Source organism: Halomonas sp. Bachu 37, from assembly GCF_039691755.1.
GTDB classification, from domain to species: Bacteria; Pseudomonadota; Gammaproteobacteria; order Pseudomonadales; family Halomonadaceae; genus Vreelandella; species Vreelandella kashgarensis.
The window spans coordinates 2,797,240-2,813,548 of record NZ_CP137552.1 but is presented as its reverse complement, the minus strand read 5'-3'; the positions used below and the strand labels follow the sequence as shown (position 1 = coordinate 2,813,548).

Genomic DNA, 16,309 nt, shown 5'->3' with positions numbered 1-16,309 from the left:
TAAAACTGCCATGCCGAGGAGAGCCGCATGACCCAGACCGTATTCTGCCGAAAATACCAGAAAGAGCTGGAGGCACTGCCGTTTCCACCCCTGCCCGGCAAGAAGGGCATGGAGATTCAAGCCACCGTTTCACGCAAGGCATGGGAGGATTGGCAAGCATTGCAGACCCGGCTGATCAATGAGAAGCATCTCAACATGCTGGAGCCGAATGCGCGTGAGTATCTGATGGAGCAGATGGAGCGCTACTTTGCCAACGAAGACACCGATCAGGCCGAAGGGTACGTTCCTCCCTCATCCTGAAGCCCCGCACTCCGAAGATAGAGCGGTAGGAAAGGCCCGGGAAAGAAAGTCTTACTCAACTGTTGACGAAAACTCGGGAATCTTGTTTAATACGCACCGTTGGCAGCGGCCAGATAGCTCAGTTGGTAGAGCAGGGGATTGAAAATCCCCGTGTCGGCGGTTCGATTCCGTCTCTGGCCACCACATTGCTGGGGTATCGCCAAGTGGTAAGGCACCGGTTTTTGGTATCGGCATTCCCAGGTTCGAATCCTGGTACCCCAGCCACTGTCAACATGATTTTATGCTTGTTGTGTCGGACACAACAGCGCTGTGCAGCAAGATGCTGATCGCCGACATAGCTCAGTTGGTAGAGCAACTGACTTGTAATCAGTAGGTCCCGGGTTCGACTCCTGGTGTCGGCACCATTTAAAGTGGTTAAAAATCAGTAGCTTCATGAACATGAAAGAGCCGCCTACCAGGGCGGCTTTTTTGTGCCCGCTTTTTTTGTAGCTGATTTGCGTGCCGCTTTGCGTGCCGTTTCTATCTGGCTGGTTTCGTTCCGGATTGCCGGCTTCCTCCACTGGCCGTAAGCAGTGCTGAAAATCCCCCGGTCACTAACCGGCGTCATGTGCTCTCCTTTATCTACCGCGTCATCGTAAAGCCATTCGTAAGTTTAGTCACCCTGATTCAGCTTGGCCCTAGACACCGACTAGAGGCTACTCCTGCTACGATCTTGGTGTGGCCCCTGAGGGGCCCGGCGTATGTACGGACGAGAATCTTGCTTGCGAAACGCGTAAAAAGGCGGGTAATTCGCCAATCGGGCTAATTAGCCGCGACATGCAGAGTGCATAGCTCTTTAACCTAACCAAATGTTAAACAATGAGTTAGGTTCGCTTCTATGGATAAGTATCTTTCAGTTATCGAGCTGGCTAATCGCTATGGAATCGCTCGGTGCACCCTGTGGCGCTGGGTGAGGGAGGGACGCTTTCCCGCTCCTGTGCGTTTGGGGAGGCGTTGCACTCGCTGGCGGGAAGCCGATATCGCTTCGTATGAGAAATCGATGGAGATGGCAGCCGTGCGGGAGGACCAGGAATGAGCGTGGATCCTTCTAAGGTTCCCCCGTTTGGTCTGGTTCCATCTAATGTTTTTATGGACAAGCGGCTGAATGCTCGTCACCTGCGTGTGCTGGGCATCCTGTATTCACATGCGAACAAAATGTTTGTCTGTTGGCTGTATCTTAGTACCTTGGTTGGCTTGACTGGAATTGACCGTCGCGACCTGCAGCGCACGCTCAGGAGCTTAGAATAGTTCGGCTGGCTCCAGACACAGCGGGGTGCGGGCCGCGCAGTGCGCTCAGTGTATCGACTCCCCCCTCCTCGCAACCTTGGTATAGAGGAGCCCGAAAATAATGATGTTGGCGGCGAAGAAGAGGCGGATACGAAAACCGCGGGCAGCTTACCCGCCAGACGCCTCGAAATGGCGGGTGATTCTCTTAGAAAAGGCGGGCCTTATGACCACAAAGGAACGGGTGAACCACCCGTTCAGAACAGACAAAGAACAAAAAGAGAACATGCCTCCTCTTCCCCAGCATCGGAGTTGAATGAGGAGGAGACCGTTACTGCTCCCGCCATCACATGTGTGGCGCTATTGCAGGACCCTGACCAGGAGGAGCGGTTTGCTCGATTCTGGTCAGCCTATCCCAAAGGCCGTGGCAAGCGAGAAGCGGTTGAGGTTTGGAAGAGCATTGCGCCGGATGAAGCTCTCACCGAAAAAATGCTGGCGGTACTTGAACAGGCGAAGAGTTCCCATGACTGGTGCAAAAATAGTGGTCAGTTCATCCCCTTCCCCGCCAAGTGGCTGCGGGACTACGGTTGGGAAGATGAATGGTCGGTGCGCGTCGGGCCACTTGGGGAAATTAAAAAAGATAAGCCGCCTCGCCCCGCTGAAAGCTCCAGTAGGCGCGAGCTCAACGCAGGAGGCTGACTGCTCAGCACCTGAAGCTCCCAAAAGCGTCGAAAATGTGACTGGCCAGGAAGCTCTTCAAAATATGAAATTATCCATCTGTAGGGCTCGCAATGGCATGGCTCAGCTTGCTAGCTATAGTCCCAAGGCAGAAGATGTCTGACATGGTCAAATTTGCTCAAGCTCAAGCTACTCCCCAAGAGCCTTGAAAAGCGCATCCTTGGCATCCAAGTAGAATTGAATATCTATCTTGGTAGCCATCTCATCAGAGAGGTCGAACAGCAACTTACGGCATGTGACTGGCATCAGGATCGCTGTGGCGCCTTTTTCCACGGCGATCTCGACCAAGGTGACTGGGTTATGGATCGGCTCTATGGAGCCACCCAGGTTGATTTCCCCGACCACGATCAGTCCGCCGCGCAGGCTGCGCTTGAGCGTTGCCGAACTCAGGGCGATCAGTGCTGCGACACCAAGCTTGCTACCGGACTTGGCGGCGTCAAAGGCACGCAGCTGCACGGTGAATTCATGCTGGCGGGGCTCCCTGTCGCCCACCAACTGTCCGGCGCGTGTGTAGAGGTTCTGTTCGGCATAGCCGATGCTTTCGCGGAAGGCTGGTGGGACCGGCTTATTGAGGATTTTCACGCCCGAGCCGGGGCCTTCATTGACTTCGATGCGAAACAGCCCTGGATGCTCCTCCTGGCCAGTGCTGGCTTGGCCTCCTGGGCTGATGGTCCAGGCCTGGCCGGGTTCCAGTGGATCACTGCCAATACTGTTGTCGCTCTGCAGTTCGGGGGTGGCGACGAATTTTTCGACGCCATCCTCTCCCATGGTGTAGCTGAAGTGGGTGTTGCGGAACTCAGCCGCGCCGATGCGCTTTTGTTGCTCCTTAACTCGCCGGCGCGCCTCCATGGCGATATGAATGGACCATTCCAAGTCATCATGCGAAGGCATAAGGTCATCGCCTGGGTAAATGAGCTTGAGCAGGCCGCTGGCAGTCTTGTTTACTGCGTTGGTGTCGCGCCCTGACAGGGCGCCTCCAAAATAGACATGCCCTTGCCACTGGGAGACGCGGCTCTGATTGCGCAGCTGAGACCAGCACTCCGAGAGGAAATCGCTGACCAGGCCGAAGTGATCGGTCAAGAGCTCCTTGCTGACCTTGGGCACGTCCCAGCCTGGCAGGAAGGCGTGGATACGATCCATGAAGGCGGTGTCGTGGCGCATCTCCTCCGGCAGCGGTCCAAACAAATGGCCAATGCGCTGTTGGTGTTCGACATCGACATCGAAGTTACCCACCAGCACGATGGAACCGTCGGCACGGATACTCTCCTTGCCACGAGAGAACTCGCCCGACTCCATGTAGCCCTTCATGATGTTCACGCCATCCTTGTTGTCGAAGGAAATGCCGGAGACTTCATCGAAGCAGACCACGTCATACTGGCACACCAAGCCTCGCTGGCCGTTGGCGTTGTTGACGAACATCTTGGCAACAGTCGCTTTACCCCCCGAGATCAGGTGGGCATAGGGCGATACTTGCTGGAAAAGATGACTTTTACCGGTGCCGCGGGGCCCCAGCTCCACCAGGTTATAGTTACGCTCCACGAAGGGCACCATGCGCAGCAGTAGGGCATCCATCTGCCGCGACGTAAGTGAGCTGGACTCGATGCCCGTAGAGCGCAGCAGAAAGGCCTTCCATTCTTCGGTAGTGAAATGCTGTCGGGCTCGTGCCAGTTCATCGATTACATCGCGCTTGGAGAGTTGGATCTCGCGTAGAGCGCGAATGCCAAAGGGGCGACCACCTTGCTCCTGAGCGATACTGGCATCGTATTCCAGAGTCAACTCGGCGTAGAAGCCTCCGGTGAGCATGCGCTCATGCTCACTGACCAGGTCGTCGGGAATGCGGACATCATTCAGGCGCAGGCTAGGCAGGCTGGCCACATAGGTATCATTCTTCGTGTCCAGGCGTGCTTGTATCAGGTCGATGATCTTGATCTCGCCTTTCTCCCGGGCACGTGCCTTGAAAAGCTCTTCCTCGCCAGCCTTGATAGTACGCGACTTGAGTTGGCGCTGGACGACCTCCAATCCCTCCTCAATCTCCTCGGGATCGGTACTGGCGCAGTAACGACCCAGCAGGAACTCCACTACATAGGTCGGTACCGGAAACTGGCGTGCGAAAGTGCGCACCAGGTCCTTGCGCACCAAGAAGCCATCCAGCAGCTCGGCGGCCTTGCGATCCAGTTCATCGAGTTCCATGCGGTCTCCCCAGCCTTGTAATTATTTCTCGCCACCAATCGTGGTAGAGCGTTGCGCTACCACCTGTCCGTTATCGTTCAGTATGACCGCCTGGGCGGTTTCACCTTCTAGATCATCGTCCTCTATCACTACAGAGGCCTTGCCTCCGGCCTTGAAGGGCTTGGCCGAGAGGACTAGGCTGCTGGCAGGATCGCCAGCGTGACGGCGTAAATCGAGAAGCAATCCTTCACTGTTCCCTTCGACTGCCAGCGTACAGCGCAACCCCTTCCAGACAACATCATCGATCAGCACTGAGGGTCTGGGACCGGCGTTGCCAGTGATGACCAGTTCCGGTGTGACGCATTCCTGCAAGCTCAGGCCACCATGGGTATAGGTCTCGCCAGCCTTAAAGCAGTAAATACTTTCGGCCAAAGCGAAGTGCTCATGCTCGTTCCAATACCAAGGGAATCGGGCCGCATCTGTATGGGCTCCAGCCTTGATCTGGGCACAGCGCCCCCACTTGGATTCCACCAGGCTCGCTGAAAGCTCGGTCTTGGGCAGGTCTCCAGGCAGTAGCAGCCAGCCATGATCGGTCACCACGCGCACTTGCGGCCAGCCCTGGGCCAGTAAGGCCTGGATGCGTTCGGCAACCTCATCAAGCATGTCATCGACATGCTGGGCCAGCTTCCAGCCACGCTCGTGACCAGCATGATCGATATCGCCGAATTCACACCACGCTGGCTGTGACGTATCCAGCGTTTCCTTGTGCAGTTGCTCGACTTGGCGGCGTTCCAGAACCTGCCACCCATTGTCGCGCAGTAGCTTCTTAAAGAGGTGGTGCGTGATCGGAGTGAACTGATAGACCGCTGGCTCCTCTTGGATGGCACTGCTCCCCAGGATTGGTGCCACGGCATACTTACCGGTACCGGTGACGCTGGGCAGCGCGGCCCAAGTGGTATGTTCCTGTATGTCCAAGCCCCTTTGGGAGAGCCGGCGGGCCAGGCGTTTACCGCAATCCAGACGTAGACCGTCGACGAACAGGACACATTCCCCTTGGCGGGAATGAGGAGAAAGCTCGCCACGCTTCAGGCCATCCACGCCCGGCTGCCATACCTGCTGAAGATGACGAGCGGCTTCATCGGCCCAGCGTAGATAGACGGTACGGATTGCAGTGAAGATGGCCTCCTGTTCGCGCTGTCCGGTGATCTCGGCCAAGGCCTTTAGCACAGCATCATCGGCTTGCCAGCCTTCCTGCACGTAGGCCCTGTGCATGTCCTCGGCCTGGCCACCTGCCAGACTGAGGCGTGTCACGTTAGCCAGTTGATGCAGCGGTAATAGCGCCATGGCAAGCGGGCTCTCGCCGAGCTCCGCCCAAGTCCAATCGCGTCGCATGCCGTGCTGCGCCTCTAGCTCAGCCAAACGCTCACGGGCCTGGTGGGCCGGCATGTTACTCAACTCACACAGCGCCCGGTAGAGATCCTCTTCCTGCTGCCGATTAAGCTGCGGCCATGTCTCCATTTCTGCGGGGTCGGGGAACAGGCCTAGGTCGGGTGGGGGAAGCTGACGGATCTGCTCGATAAGTTGCGGATAGCGGTGTGGCGCTTCGCTGAATCTGGACCAGACGGTTTTCCATGATCCTTGGCGACGCATCAGTTGCTCTACAGCTTCCAGCGCACTCTGGCGTTCCGGGTGGAGGCCGAACTGGGAATTGCACACCTGGCAGAAGGCTTGCCACTCATTGTTGGGCCAACTGGCTCGCATGATGTCAGGCTGGCTCAGCCATTCCAGCAGGTCACGAACTGGGTCTCCACCAGTCAGCAGAGTATTGAACACGTCTGCATCGAGGTGGCGACCTTCCAAATTGGCCTGCTTTTCCTGAAGCAGCCGGGGCAGGGCGGCCAGTAGGGCCTTTCGAGTCGCGGCGTCCCCTGCCACCTCCATGCCTAGGCCGCCCTGGCTGGAAGCGAGGAAGGCGCGGGGAGTCCAGTCCTTGGCATTGACCTGCGACCAGAGCACGCCACGATACTGAAGCTCAGCCAGTGGCTTGAGCGATTCGGGACACTCGCTGACGGCACGGAGATCCTGGCGGCCCACGCCCGGCAAATAGAGAATTGGCGTTCGATCGTTTGGTAACGAGATATCTTCGAGCGTGTTGGCAATGGCACAGCGTAGCCAGATGGCCGGGCCGCGCCTGGCCTCAGGGGCATAATCGCCCAGTACCAGCAGCTCGGGCATCTCAGCCTGAAGCTGGGGGATAGCCGTCTCCCAGAGACGCTCACGGTCCGGCCATAGAATGCAGGCTGGGGCGGCCTGTACGTCTGGGTTGTAGGCAGCGGCGCTGCGAATGGTTGCTGCCAGTCGTTGCAAGATTGCCATGCTGTGAGATGTTCCCCTTGCCGTTAAAATAATGGCGACATGTTACAGGACCCTAAGATCCGATACGGAAGCTGCTGACCTTGCTGCCGGACTGGCCCGATAGACACCGGCACTTCGGGTCACCTGCCATGCTGTTGCAGTAACTGCAGCGGACATACCAGGCACGCTCATTGCGTTGGGTCGAGGTCAGTTCCTCAATACGGCTGAAATGCCCGCCAGGCTTACCAAGTTGCTTGATAATCAATGCCTCACCGGGTACCAGAGTGATATCTTCATGCGTTGCAATGTTAGGTCGCAGCATGATGCCGCCTTGCGGGTGGGCTGGCTGTCCGCTACGACCTGCAGGCTTTTTTGGTAAAGCATCCACTTTGCATTCATCGTTAGTTTTCATGACGGTTCGGCCAGTGATGCCCTGCATGATATCCAGCCCAAATTCCAATGAATGGATTTCAGCACGGTCACTATCTCCCTTGATCGCCGACTTGGCCGCTGCGTGCAGAATCAAGTTTTCGTCAACTTCCAGCCTGAGGATGATCCGTTCGAAGAGCTGATCCATTGAGGAATTAACTTTGACGTTAAGGCTGGCTAGCGTATGTCGCCTATCGTTGGTTTGGGCGTGTCTACCGTGGCGGTTAGGAGATAAAAGGGTAACTTTGCCGACACCATCCCGCGGGTCAGTACAGTAGAGGGTCAGCTTCTCGGCTTCGCTGAACTCACCCTCGGTCGGCATTTCATAACCGGCACGAATGACTGGGAAATACTTGCTCTTAGCGGTATGTACTTCGATGTTCTTAGCTAGCCTCAGCCGAGCCCGGTCATGGGCAATCCAGGCCGCACCTTCCGAGATGATCGAAAAACCACGATCAGAGATTTCCACACGTGTGGCCCCGAACATCTCGTAAAGTCCAGATTTGACCGCCGGCATATTAACAACACCACCCGTTGCCAGACAAAGCGAGATATCCGACGCTGTCAGTTCGGCCTCCTCAATCAACGCCTTGGCTCGCCGCACCCCTTGACGAACCTTCTGGCCAATGATTGCCTCCAGGTCGTCCCGGGTCAGCATAATATCGATATCCGGGTCCGGCACTTCGTTACGGAAGTAGCCGGGGATGAAGATAGGCTCCTGTTCCTGCGTGGAAAGCTTGATCTTGGCTTCTTCGGCACGGGCTAATAAGCGCAGGCTGGCTCCAGGATCAATGTCGGATTGGCCCATTTCGATTCCGACAGCGTCTGCGGCGCGCTTCTCGATCTCGCGACGTATGGCCTCGTCCATGACATCGCCTCCCAGATCATTGGCGCCATCGTTGCGGACCTGGATCAGCATGCCGTCCTGCATCTGGCAGAGCGTCAGGTCCAGCGTGCCGCCGCCCCAGTCGAAGACCAGCACATACTGGCCCTCCAGACGTCGAATCTCGTTCTCTGGGTCATGCTTGCTGCGCAGGTAACCGTACAGAGCCGCCATCGGCTCATGAACGAATTGTTCTATTGTTAGCCCGGCCTGGCGAAAGGCTTCTCGCAGTTCCTTGCGTTTCGCCCCATCCATGTCCACGGGGATAGTTATAACAGCACGAGCAATGCCATGGGCAAGTTCGTAGCGATCATCACCTTCAGTGGCAGAAATAACATGCTTCACGATGTCAGCGACCATATCGCGGGGTCTTCTCGGCACGCCATCTACATGAATATTCTGTCGTCCGAGCAGCATCTTGGGCGAGCGCACCACATTACCGATAACGCCAATTTCATGCGTGGCAAGGCGCTTCTTGGCTGCTGCGCCGCAGATAACGTTGTCTCCCTCATAACAAACTACTGAGGGGTGGGGTTCGTCACTGCCCTGGTCAAAAATGACAGAGCGATTACCCTGGATGTAGCTGATCAAGCTGTTGGTTGTGCCGAAATCGAAGCCAAAGACTTCCATTCTATTCTCCTTCAGTCTCGCGCAGAACTTTCTTAATATTGTTTAAAGTTTCTTCAACGTAGTGCGACACGATATGCAGCTTGGGCGGATCGCGTTGTAGTGCCACCAAGGCCTCTTCCAGTCTTGGTACTTCATTTTTCAGTGTCTTGGTAACCTGCGAGCGTAACCTGTGCTTGTCATCTTTCAGATGCACGCTGGCTGTCTGGGCGTTGCGCCTCTCCTGGTTGAGCACCTCTTCAAGCTGCCGCTTCTGTTCTTCAAGTGAGGTGTTCTCCTGTCGCCGCCGCTCCAGCTCCTCAAGGGCTCGTGTCTGATGGCTGTTGAGCTTTTCCACCTCTCGCTGGAGGCGCTCCAGTTCGCTCGATTGACGTAACCCTGTTATTTCGACCTGCCGGGACAGCCAGCCGATGGGGGAGAAGTCGGCAGCTGAATGGCCATACGCTGCCTTAAGCAGTGCCTCAATGGCTTGGCTGGGGTAATGGGTACGTGTCTCGAAGATTCGATCGGCCCGGAGGAAGCGCATCACATCCTCTTCGCTGGCCCACCCCAGGCTGGCTTGCCATATTAGGCTGAGGTAAAGAAGGTTATGTAGCTTGGCCTGTCTTTCCTTCTTTTCCTTGGCGGGTTCGCTTGAGGCCTTGATCAGTTCTGCTCGGGTTGCGTAGCGCTTGAATAATTCAGCAATAGGAAGGCGATCATCTTCTGTTAATGGGAGCCATTCATCCTGGCTTTCCATAGGCAGGTCAAATCCCTTCCGTCCTGCATCGATGGCGAATTTTAGCAGCAGATCTCTGATGGTCCGGTTGCTCTGGATCTCGAAGGCAGCGAAGGCCAGGTTGACAGTTCTGGCAAGTGATACATCCTCACGCTGTGCTAGCTCCAATAGTTCCTGATGCTGCGGCTCGGAAAGGCTGCGCTCTTCCAGTTTCTTCAATGCGGGCTCTGGAATCTTCTTCTGCATGCCCGTCGAAGAATAAAAGCGCTTGACGATATCGTAGACGCGAGTGAGAGAAGACCTTTCCTTGCGTTTATCAGTAGCCGGTTTTTTTCCGCTGGCAGTGCCAATGGCTTGTTCTCCGTCTGAAGCGGAGCTTTCATCTAAAGACGTGCTTCCAGACGAAACGGGTTTCTGTTGATCAGTCATGCTGGTTGACTGACGCGGCTGCTTGCCACGAGAAATGCCGTAAGCTTCTTCACCTGTCGTCCTGTTAAAGATTCTCGGACCTTGCTTTTCATCCTTTCTGGAGTCAGTCATTACCAGCTTCCTCGATAATCTTGTTTGCCAGCTCCTCGAACAGAGGGTTATGGCGGAGCGGCTTTGCCCAGCGTACCGCTTCTGTAAACTGACCGGCTTCCCAGAATGTATTCATCAGCAGAGCCTGGATCTTTACCCGGTCGTGGGGTGGGGTGGTTCGCTTGCCAGCCAGGTGTTCCAGCGTAAAGGCCTGGTCTAGCTGTTCGGCCAAAGGCAGGTGACAGAAGCGTATAATCTCTGCGGTGGCGATATCGACGGGCAATTGGTTGCCTGCTGTTAAAAGATCCTCAGGGGGCCGTCGGCTTTCTCCACCCCTCAGCCCATCGAGAATTCGACACGCCGCTGCAATCTGCCCCGGGGGGCGAAGGGCAAGCGCTGCAGCAAAAGCATTATCGTTAAAGTTGACCAAGGCCTTGATAAGGTTAGCAAGCGGCCTGTCTATGAAGCGAAGTGCCTGCTTGGCAGCATGGAACTTCGCTGTGTGTTCCTGAAAGACCAGTCCCGTATAGCCCCGCTGATCCTTGGACAGTACGCCATAAAGGAAATCGCTTATCCCTTCGATATAGTGGCTGGCGCCGTGCTCATGCTTGGCCACATCAATGAAATGGCCGATCCGCTCGCTTACCAACGGCTGGTTGACTAACAGCATGCTGAATGTCTTCTCTACTACCACCAACTGCTCTTCTGCAGGGATACAAAATTCAATATGGTAATCCACCACAAAATCATGGCTTTTCAGCTGAACGTGGTGAAAGCCGGAGGTTAGTTTGCTCAATGTTTGGCATGCCGCAGAATCAGTCATGGGTTGTTGATCAATGATGATCTGCTCTGCCTGCTGAATGATCCAGTCATCTGGTAGAAACGGCGCGCAGATGACATGGTCTCGTTCCGTCACCATCTGGTTGTCTACCACCAGTTGCGGACGCTTGGCCGGATGCGCATCGAAAATATGCTGACGACACTCTTCACGAGAAGCAAAAGCCTTTTCACACTTGGGGCACTTGCGAAGTACCTGCCGGTTTGGTGTAGTGGGCATTTCCGGGATCAGCACACTTCCCCCGGCATTGCCGGGGTCCACTGCGTCGATAATCTTGGCCATGGCAGGCCTCCCTACGTATTATTTTTTCAAGTAACCCAATGAAATGGGAAATCTTTATTTATTTTTGAGCCGGCTCATGCAGTATCCAGGGACCACTTTTCCTTAAGTACATTCATAAGATCCGCCTGCCGGTTCTCGACCAGTTCTGGTGTCCATGTAGGTTCGTTAAGCACTTGGCTGGTCAGGGCATAGGAAGAAACATTACTACGTCCGCGGAAGTAAGCATTTTTCTTATCGTCGAAATCAAAATTCTGTGCTTTTGAGTTCCTTCTCTTATTGAGCGGAACCAGGTTTGCCAAGCGATGGATCCAATTATCTCGCTGATCGTTATCGGGCCAGAGCTTTTCCCAGTTGCTTCCTGCAGAGACTGTTTGGGGAAGGACATGCTCAATCGTCAGAAGGCTTGGGTCGTAAGACGCGGCACCGTCCGAAACGAAAGAATCTAGCCGCAGCATGAGATAGTTACGCCGACGTGCGGTCAAGGTGTAGATGTCTCCGTTGAGCGCTTTAACCATCGCCAATTTTTCTGCATCGGTAAGTTCTACCGACTGGACTCGCTTTTCGGGGCAATGGTCCGACTCAAGATCCCTTATCAAGGAAGCATAGCGTTCGATACGCTCATTGACGTTTCGTGCACAGATATGCATATAAGCGGCGAGGCGCTCCAGACGTTTGAAGAACCAGAGCACATACTCTGGGTTGTCCTTCTGCTCGGCCAGGAACAGCATGGCGGGTGGAATCCAGTCAGAGTTATCGATCCGGTTGAGCCAGCGTAGGTAGCTGTTAATCTTCTCTGCGTCAGTATCTGATCGGTAATTGACCTCCCTCAGTACTGATAACGCTTCCGCATAGGGTTCCAGTATGTCTTCAATCAAGGCCTCCGTTGTCGATATCTTGGATAAGACATGGTTGCGGAACTCTTCAAGCAGGGCTCGCTTGGCTTTTTCCTTTGCATAGATCATACGGACATAGGCGAAGAGATCATTAAAACCACCTCGGCCTAGCTCGACTTCCATGTCCTCCCAGCGTTCGTTGTACTTTTCCTGATCGGTTTCAGAAGGGAGTTTGCCGATAACATCAGCTTTGATGATATCGGTGGGCTGCAGGTCGAGACCGCGGCTATTCATCACCGAGAACACGCGGAAGGCCGATTTCTGGCTGGGGGTAGATACGGCGACCAGAAAGCAACGTTGTAATAGAAAGCCGGCGAAGTCGTTTAGCCGGTCCTGGTCTGCTTTAAAACGATCAGAGATCCGCTTCAGCAGCAGCCGGCTATTGCCTTGAATGTTTTTCTGAGATTCGTTTTCGAGAGACTGCTCACCAAGCGCGAGCAATTGTTCAAAGTTGAAGCTCTGTACATAGCGAGAGAAGAATTCACGGTCACGTTCACGCAGTGTGAGGCGCGGTTTGGCTGCGACCCCTTCATACTTGTTCCCCCGCTCTATAATATACTCACGCAATGTAGCGTGGTCTTCTCCCTCCACATTGGAGGTAAGGGCAGCCATTAGAATTGTGAGCGTAGTCAGGCGTTGCTGGCCATCGATGACTTCGGCTTGCGGCTTTCCTTCTTCTTTTATCAGGACAATACTGCCAAGGAAGTAACCTTCCTCTTCCTCGGAGCGGTAGAAGTCATACAAATCATCGAACAGCTCCGATGCCTGGTCAATAGTCCAGGCGTAAGGCCGCTGATACGAAGGAATAACGTATTCAAATTCGGAGCTGAATATCTTGGCCAAGGGATACTCGGCACCGCTAATTTTCTTGCCCATTGCTTTATTCCTTCCCTTCCCGTGCTTTCTTTTTCGCCGCCAGTGTGAGGTGATAGTCGTTTATCCTGTCACCTTTAGCTCCGCCGAGGCTGGGGCCGAGGTCATACCAAGGAGCGGTTTCGACGTCCTTGCCACGATCCTTGCGCCAATGGATGTTGGGTTTGTCGCGCAGGACACCGGCGCCTTTCTTCTTCACATCGGGGACGGACATAAAGGGACGAATATTCAGACGCACGCCGTCGTTAAGATCCGGGCGCCAGCCGATGGGTTGTTCTTCCAGTGGCTTCCAGCGCACAAAAATGTCGTAGGGATCTTCGCCTTCAAGAATCAGCTCCAGGCTCTTTTGCAGCGCCTGGGCGGCGGCGAGCTTCTCCCCTGCGCCATCTACCCTCTCCTTCTGGGCGCGGGTCTGGGCGTTGATCCAGTCGCCCAGGTATGTATAGGTAAGAGTTTCGAGGGCCTTGTAGTCGAGCTGGTGATAATTGACCAGAGCGGAGAAGCCGTCCTTAAGGCCATCCCAGACGTGCCAGATGAAGGGGCGGTTCTGGAACAGCTTGCAATGCTGGGTGAAGAACTTGTCACGCAGCCAGCTCTCCAAGTCCTTGCCAGCATGGTCGACGCTTTCCAGTAGTTTGCTGCGGGTGGTGGCGGACCACTGCTCACCGTAGGCTTCAGCGAGCAGCGCTTCCAGGCGATCCACGGCACGGCGTTCGCCACGCACAGCGGGCAGGCAGACGATGCCATCGCGGTCGGCATGGCCGAGCAGTGTCTCGCAGCGCTTGACCCACTCGCGCTGCTCCTCGGCCAGCTCCATCTCCGGGTCCAGCTCCGCTGGCCAGCGGTAGCCCAGCAGCCGGGCCACGGCGACCTGCAGCACGGTGTCGTCGGTGCGCAGCGGACCGTGGGCGGTCCACTTAGCTGCCTCGTCCCAGACTACGGAACCGCAGGGGTGGCCGTGGAATATCCACTGGGTGGGATCATCGGAGTAGGGCTCGGGTAAGCCATAGGGGTATTTTTCTTCAGCGACTTTTTCCCAATGATCGAAGTCAAAGGGAACTTTGAGCAAGTTCTTAGGTGTAACCTTGAGTGATTGGTCTATTTCTCTTACAGTTATCCCAAAAGATCGATCTTGCAAAAAACAAAAAATTGCCGAAAGTTTTTCATCGTTCTTTGCGATTACTGCACAACAATTTGTATCGTAAACAGCTCCAGTGTATAAACTCACAGGGAGAGATCTCATTTGGCTTATTGCTATGCCTTTTTTGCCCCAGAATGGCTTTCCTCGCAGCCAGTTTTGCGCTGCATGATTTAGATGCTTTACATGCTGAGAAAGCTTGTACATGTCTCCTTTTTCCTGTTGAAGGAATACAATTTGTTCAAGTCCTCCAAAATGGTCTGTGCTATTTACTGTAGTTTGATTCCACTCCCAGTCATCACCATTATTCTTAACTTCCCAGTACTGCCGCAAAAACCTTGGACCATCACCAGCGTATGCTCCGGCCAGCGTGTCACAGCAATCACTTAGTAGCGACTTTGTTTCATAAGCAGAGAACGAAACTATGAAGCTAGGATTATTCAGCTGTCCTTTTTGGTCGATACTTTTAACTTCAGTGCGGGATAGTTCTAGTGCTTTTTTTGAAGATGTGCGCTGCTGGGATACATCTATTCCTTGAAAATGGTTAATCTGGTTAACAGAAGTTATAAGATCACTCAACTGCTCAGTGCCATTGCCCCGGCTTATATTAAACAAAGCTACGAAAGCTCCAGCAGCAGTTGAGGATTCAAAACCGCCCTCGCCCAACCGAGCAACCAGGCGCCATCTGTCATACTTGAGAAGTTTTTCCCGGAATTTTGTGTAACCGGTTAAAAACAGCCAGTTCTGCGGCAGCACGTTGCTGGTGGTGCCGCCTTCCACGCAGAGCTCCAGACAACGATCGAGGAATACCGTCGCAAGATCATTCTTGGCCGCCGGATAGTAATCGGCGCAGAACTCTTGCAGCCTCGGGTGCTGTTTGCCACGCGCCAGGTAAGGCACGTTGGTGATGACCCAGTGGTAGCGGTCCCCCAGCAGAGTGGCCGCCTTGGCCAGGCCCTGGGCGGTCACGGCCGTCTCGTGCTGCTCATCGCTAGCTTCCTGGGAAAGCGCCTGATTCAACGTCTCAGACAGCTCCTCCCACTGGGCGATCTTGGCGGCGCTGGTTCGGGTGGGGTCGAGCAGGCTACCGAGGATGGGGGCATCCTTGAAGCTGTCGTAGAGCCAGTCCAGGGCGATGGTCAGGTTCTTCTTGCCGAGCCCTAATGCCTTCCACTCCTCCTTGGCCACGCTGATTGGCAGGCCGGAGCAAGCCAAGTGCAGCTCGGGCAATGAGCGATAGCCCCCGGCATCCGGGTAGCGCCAGGCAGTCAGTGCCAGGGCGAAGGCGGCAAGCTCCATGCAGCGCTGGTCGATCTCCAGGCCGTGCAGGTTGTCGCGCAGCACCGCATCCACGGCGTCGCGGGTGCTGAGGCCCTCCAGCTCCATGCGCATGGGCACCAGCATCAGCAGGGCGGCGACCAGGAAGTGGCCGCTGCCGCAGCAGGGATCCAGTGTCTTGAGCTCGGATAGGTTCTGCGGCCAGGCATCGAAGGTGCCGGCGGCGGGGACCCACTGGCCGGTCTCCTCGTCTCTGACGAAGCGCAGGTATTCCAGCGGCACGCCGGGCAAGCTGGCCTTGGCGCGCAGCTCCTGTTCGCTTCCAGCATGCTGCAAGTCGGCATCCGACAGGCGGCGGGCGGCCCACCAGGCACCCAGGGAATTGTCGAGCAGGAAGCTGACCATATAGGGCTCGGTGAAAAGCTGGGTGACGGCGGGCAGCTCGTCGGCGCCGATCTTCACCTCGGAGCGGTTGATGCGCTCCTTGTTGTCGGTCTGCCAGAACTGATAGACCCAGCCCAGGCTGTCGCTGGCCTGGAATACCGATGGGTCAAGATCCGCAAGTAGGCTTTCCAGTTCGCGCTGATACTCGGCAGCCAGCGTCAGCTCAAAGACCGGGCTATCGATACGAAATACCTGAGGCAGCATGTGGCTGGCCTGTTGCGCTGCCAGCTCCCAGCCACTGGCAAAGCCTTCCTCTTCGGCGAGCTCATCGCACTCTTCCAAGGTGATGGCGACGCCCTCGTACATCAGCAGGTCATTTTCGGCCAGAAAACGGGCAAACAGCATGCGGTGCCAGTGTTCATAGGCGATTTCCCCGATCAGTCGGGTTACCGCCTGGGCGCCGTCCTTGAGCGGATCGCCCAGGCTGCGAGCATGAGCGCGCAACCGGCGGCGTAGGGCCCGCTGGTCTTCGCTCAAGTAGCTTGGGGCGCTTTCCTCGCCCACGCCGAGCTGTTCCAGAACAGCCTGGGCGGCTTCTTCCGCCACCGGGCGGGCCTTGCGT

The 16,309-nt window shown here is 55.6% G+C and carries 11 protein-coding genes and 3 tRNA genes; 7 read left to right on the top strand and 7 right to left on the bottom strand.

Annotation, left to right across the window (positions count from 1 at the left end; translation table 11 throughout):
* Window positions 1-27 precede the first annotated feature (27 nt).
* The 7 genes from R5M92_RS12885 (at window position 28) to R5M92_RS12865 (ending at window position 2,262) form a co-directional block, all read left to right on the top strand.
* On the top strand, window positions 28-300 hold the full coding sequence (locus R5M92_RS12885; protein ID WP_346796357.1) for an oxidative damage protection protein: 273 nt from the start codon (window positions 28-30) through the stop codon (window positions 298-300).
* A gap of 107 nt (window positions 301-407) precedes the next feature.
* A tRNA-Phe gene (locus R5M92_RS12880) sits at window positions 408-483 on the top strand.
* Window positions 484-489: 6 nt separating this feature from the next.
* Window positions 490-564: transfer RNA gene (locus R5M92_RS12875), tRNA-Gln, on the top strand.
* Between the two features lie 64 nt (window positions 565-628).
* A tRNA-Thr gene (locus R5M92_RS12870) sits at window positions 629-704 on the top strand.
* A 473-nt stretch (window positions 705-1,177) separates the two neighbouring features.
* Window positions 1,178-1,375 (top strand): helix-turn-helix transcriptional regulator, encoded by a 198-nt coding sequence (locus R5M92_RS16260; RefSeq protein WP_417338892.1) that lies wholly within the window; start codon window positions 1,178-1,180, stop codon window positions 1,373-1,375.
* Complete coding sequence (locus R5M92_RS16255; protein ID WP_417338889.1) at window positions 1,372-1,587, top strand: helix-turn-helix domain-containing protein; 216 nt, start codon at window positions 1,372-1,374, stop codon at window positions 1,585-1,587. The genes R5M92_RS16260 and R5M92_RS16255 overlap by 4 nt, the downstream gene beginning before the upstream one ends.
* A gap of 48 nt (window positions 1,588-1,635) precedes the next feature.
* Window positions 1,636-2,262, top strand: coding sequence for a hypothetical protein (locus R5M92_RS12865; protein ID WP_346796356.1), 627 nt, complete (start codon window positions 1,636-1,638; stop codon window positions 2,260-2,262).
* Window positions 2,263-2,430: 168 nt separating this feature from the next.
* Here R5M92_RS12865 and brxL read toward each other — a convergent pair whose 3' ends face one another.
* From brxL to R5M92_RS12830, 7 genes are all read right to left on the bottom strand, one after another.
* A complete protein-coding gene (gene brxL, locus R5M92_RS12860; protein ID WP_346796355.1) occupies window positions 2,431-4,491 on the bottom strand; it encodes a BREX system Lon protease-like protein BrxL in 2,061 nt (686 codons plus the stop codon).
* 21 nt (window positions 4,492-4,512) lie between these two features.
* Window positions 4,513-6,846: a BREX-1 system phosphatase PglZ type B gene (gene pglZ, locus R5M92_RS12855; protein WP_346796354.1), complete on the bottom strand. Its 2,334-nt coding sequence runs from the start codon at window positions 6,844-6,846 to the stop codon at window positions 4,513-4,515.
* Between the two features lie 52 nt (window positions 6,847-6,898).
* Window positions 6,899-8,767, bottom strand: a complete 1,869-nt coding sequence (locus R5M92_RS12850) for an Hsp70 family protein (RefSeq protein ID WP_346796352.1) — start codon at window positions 8,765-8,767, stop codon at window positions 6,899-6,901.
* 1 nt (window position 8,768) lies between these two features.
* The gene (locus R5M92_RS12845; protein ID WP_346796351.1) at window positions 8,769-10,022 is read right to left on the bottom strand and encodes a hypothetical protein; all 1,254 of its coding nucleotides are present in this window, start codon (window positions 10,020-10,022) and stop codon (window positions 8,769-8,771) included.
* Window positions 10,015-11,121 carry a hypothetical protein gene (locus R5M92_RS12840; RefSeq protein ID WP_346796350.1) on the bottom strand — a complete coding sequence of 369 codons (1,107 nt, stop codon included), beginning with the start codon at window positions 11,119-11,121 and terminating at the stop codon, window positions 10,015-10,017. The genes R5M92_RS12845 and R5M92_RS12840 overlap by 8 nt, the downstream gene beginning before the upstream one ends.
* Before the next feature lie 74 nt (window positions 11,122-11,195).
* Window positions 11,196-12,890: a DUF262 domain-containing protein gene (locus R5M92_RS12835; RefSeq protein WP_346796349.1), complete on the bottom strand. Its 1,695-nt coding sequence runs from the start codon at window positions 12,888-12,890 to the stop codon at window positions 11,196-11,198.
* A 4-nt stretch (window positions 12,891-12,894) separates the two neighbouring features.
* Window positions 12,895-16,293 (bottom strand): Eco57I restriction-modification methylase domain-containing protein, encoded by a 3,399-nt coding sequence (locus R5M92_RS12830; RefSeq protein ID WP_346796347.1) that lies wholly within the window; start codon window positions 16,291-16,293, stop codon window positions 12,895-12,897.
* Window positions 16,294-16,309: the final 16 nt, after the last annotated feature.

What these genes read in the sequence shown, in the direction of transcription:
- R5M92_RS12885 (WP_346796357.1), top strand. Translation starts at nt 28, where the DNA reads ATGACCCAGACCGTATTCTGCCGAAAATACCAGAAAGAGCTGGAGGCA.
- R5M92_RS16260 (WP_417338892.1), top strand. Translation starts at nt 1,178, where the DNA reads ATGGATAAGTATCTTTCAGTTATCGAGCTGGCTAATCGCTATGGAATC.
- R5M92_RS16255 (WP_417338889.1), top strand. Translation starts at nt 1,372, where the DNA reads ATGAGCGTGGATCCTTCTAAGGTTCCCCCGTTTGGTCTGGTTCCATCT.
- brxL (WP_346796355.1), bottom strand. Translation starts at nt 4,491, where the DNA reads ATGGAACTCGATGAACTGGATCGCAAGGCCGCCGAGCTGCTGGATGGC.
- pglZ (WP_346796354.1), bottom strand. Translation starts at nt 6,846, where the DNA reads ATGGCAATCTTGCAACGACTGGCAGCAACCATTCGCAGCGCCGCTGCC.
- R5M92_RS12850 (WP_346796352.1), bottom strand. Translation starts at nt 8,767, where the DNA reads ATGGAAGTCTTTGGCTTCGATTTCGGCACAACCAACAGCTTGATCAGC.
- R5M92_RS12845 (WP_346796351.1), bottom strand. Translation starts at nt 10,022, where the DNA reads ATGACTGACTCCAGAAAGGATGAAAAGCAAGGTCCGAGAATCTTTAAC.
- R5M92_RS12840 (WP_346796350.1), bottom strand. Translation starts at nt 11,121, where the DNA reads ATGGCCAAGATTATCGACGCAGTGGACCCCGGCAATGCCGGGGGAAGT.
- R5M92_RS12835 (WP_346796349.1), bottom strand. Translation starts at nt 12,890, where the DNA reads ATGGGCAAGAAAATTAGCGGTGCCGAGTATCCCTTGGCCAAGATATTC.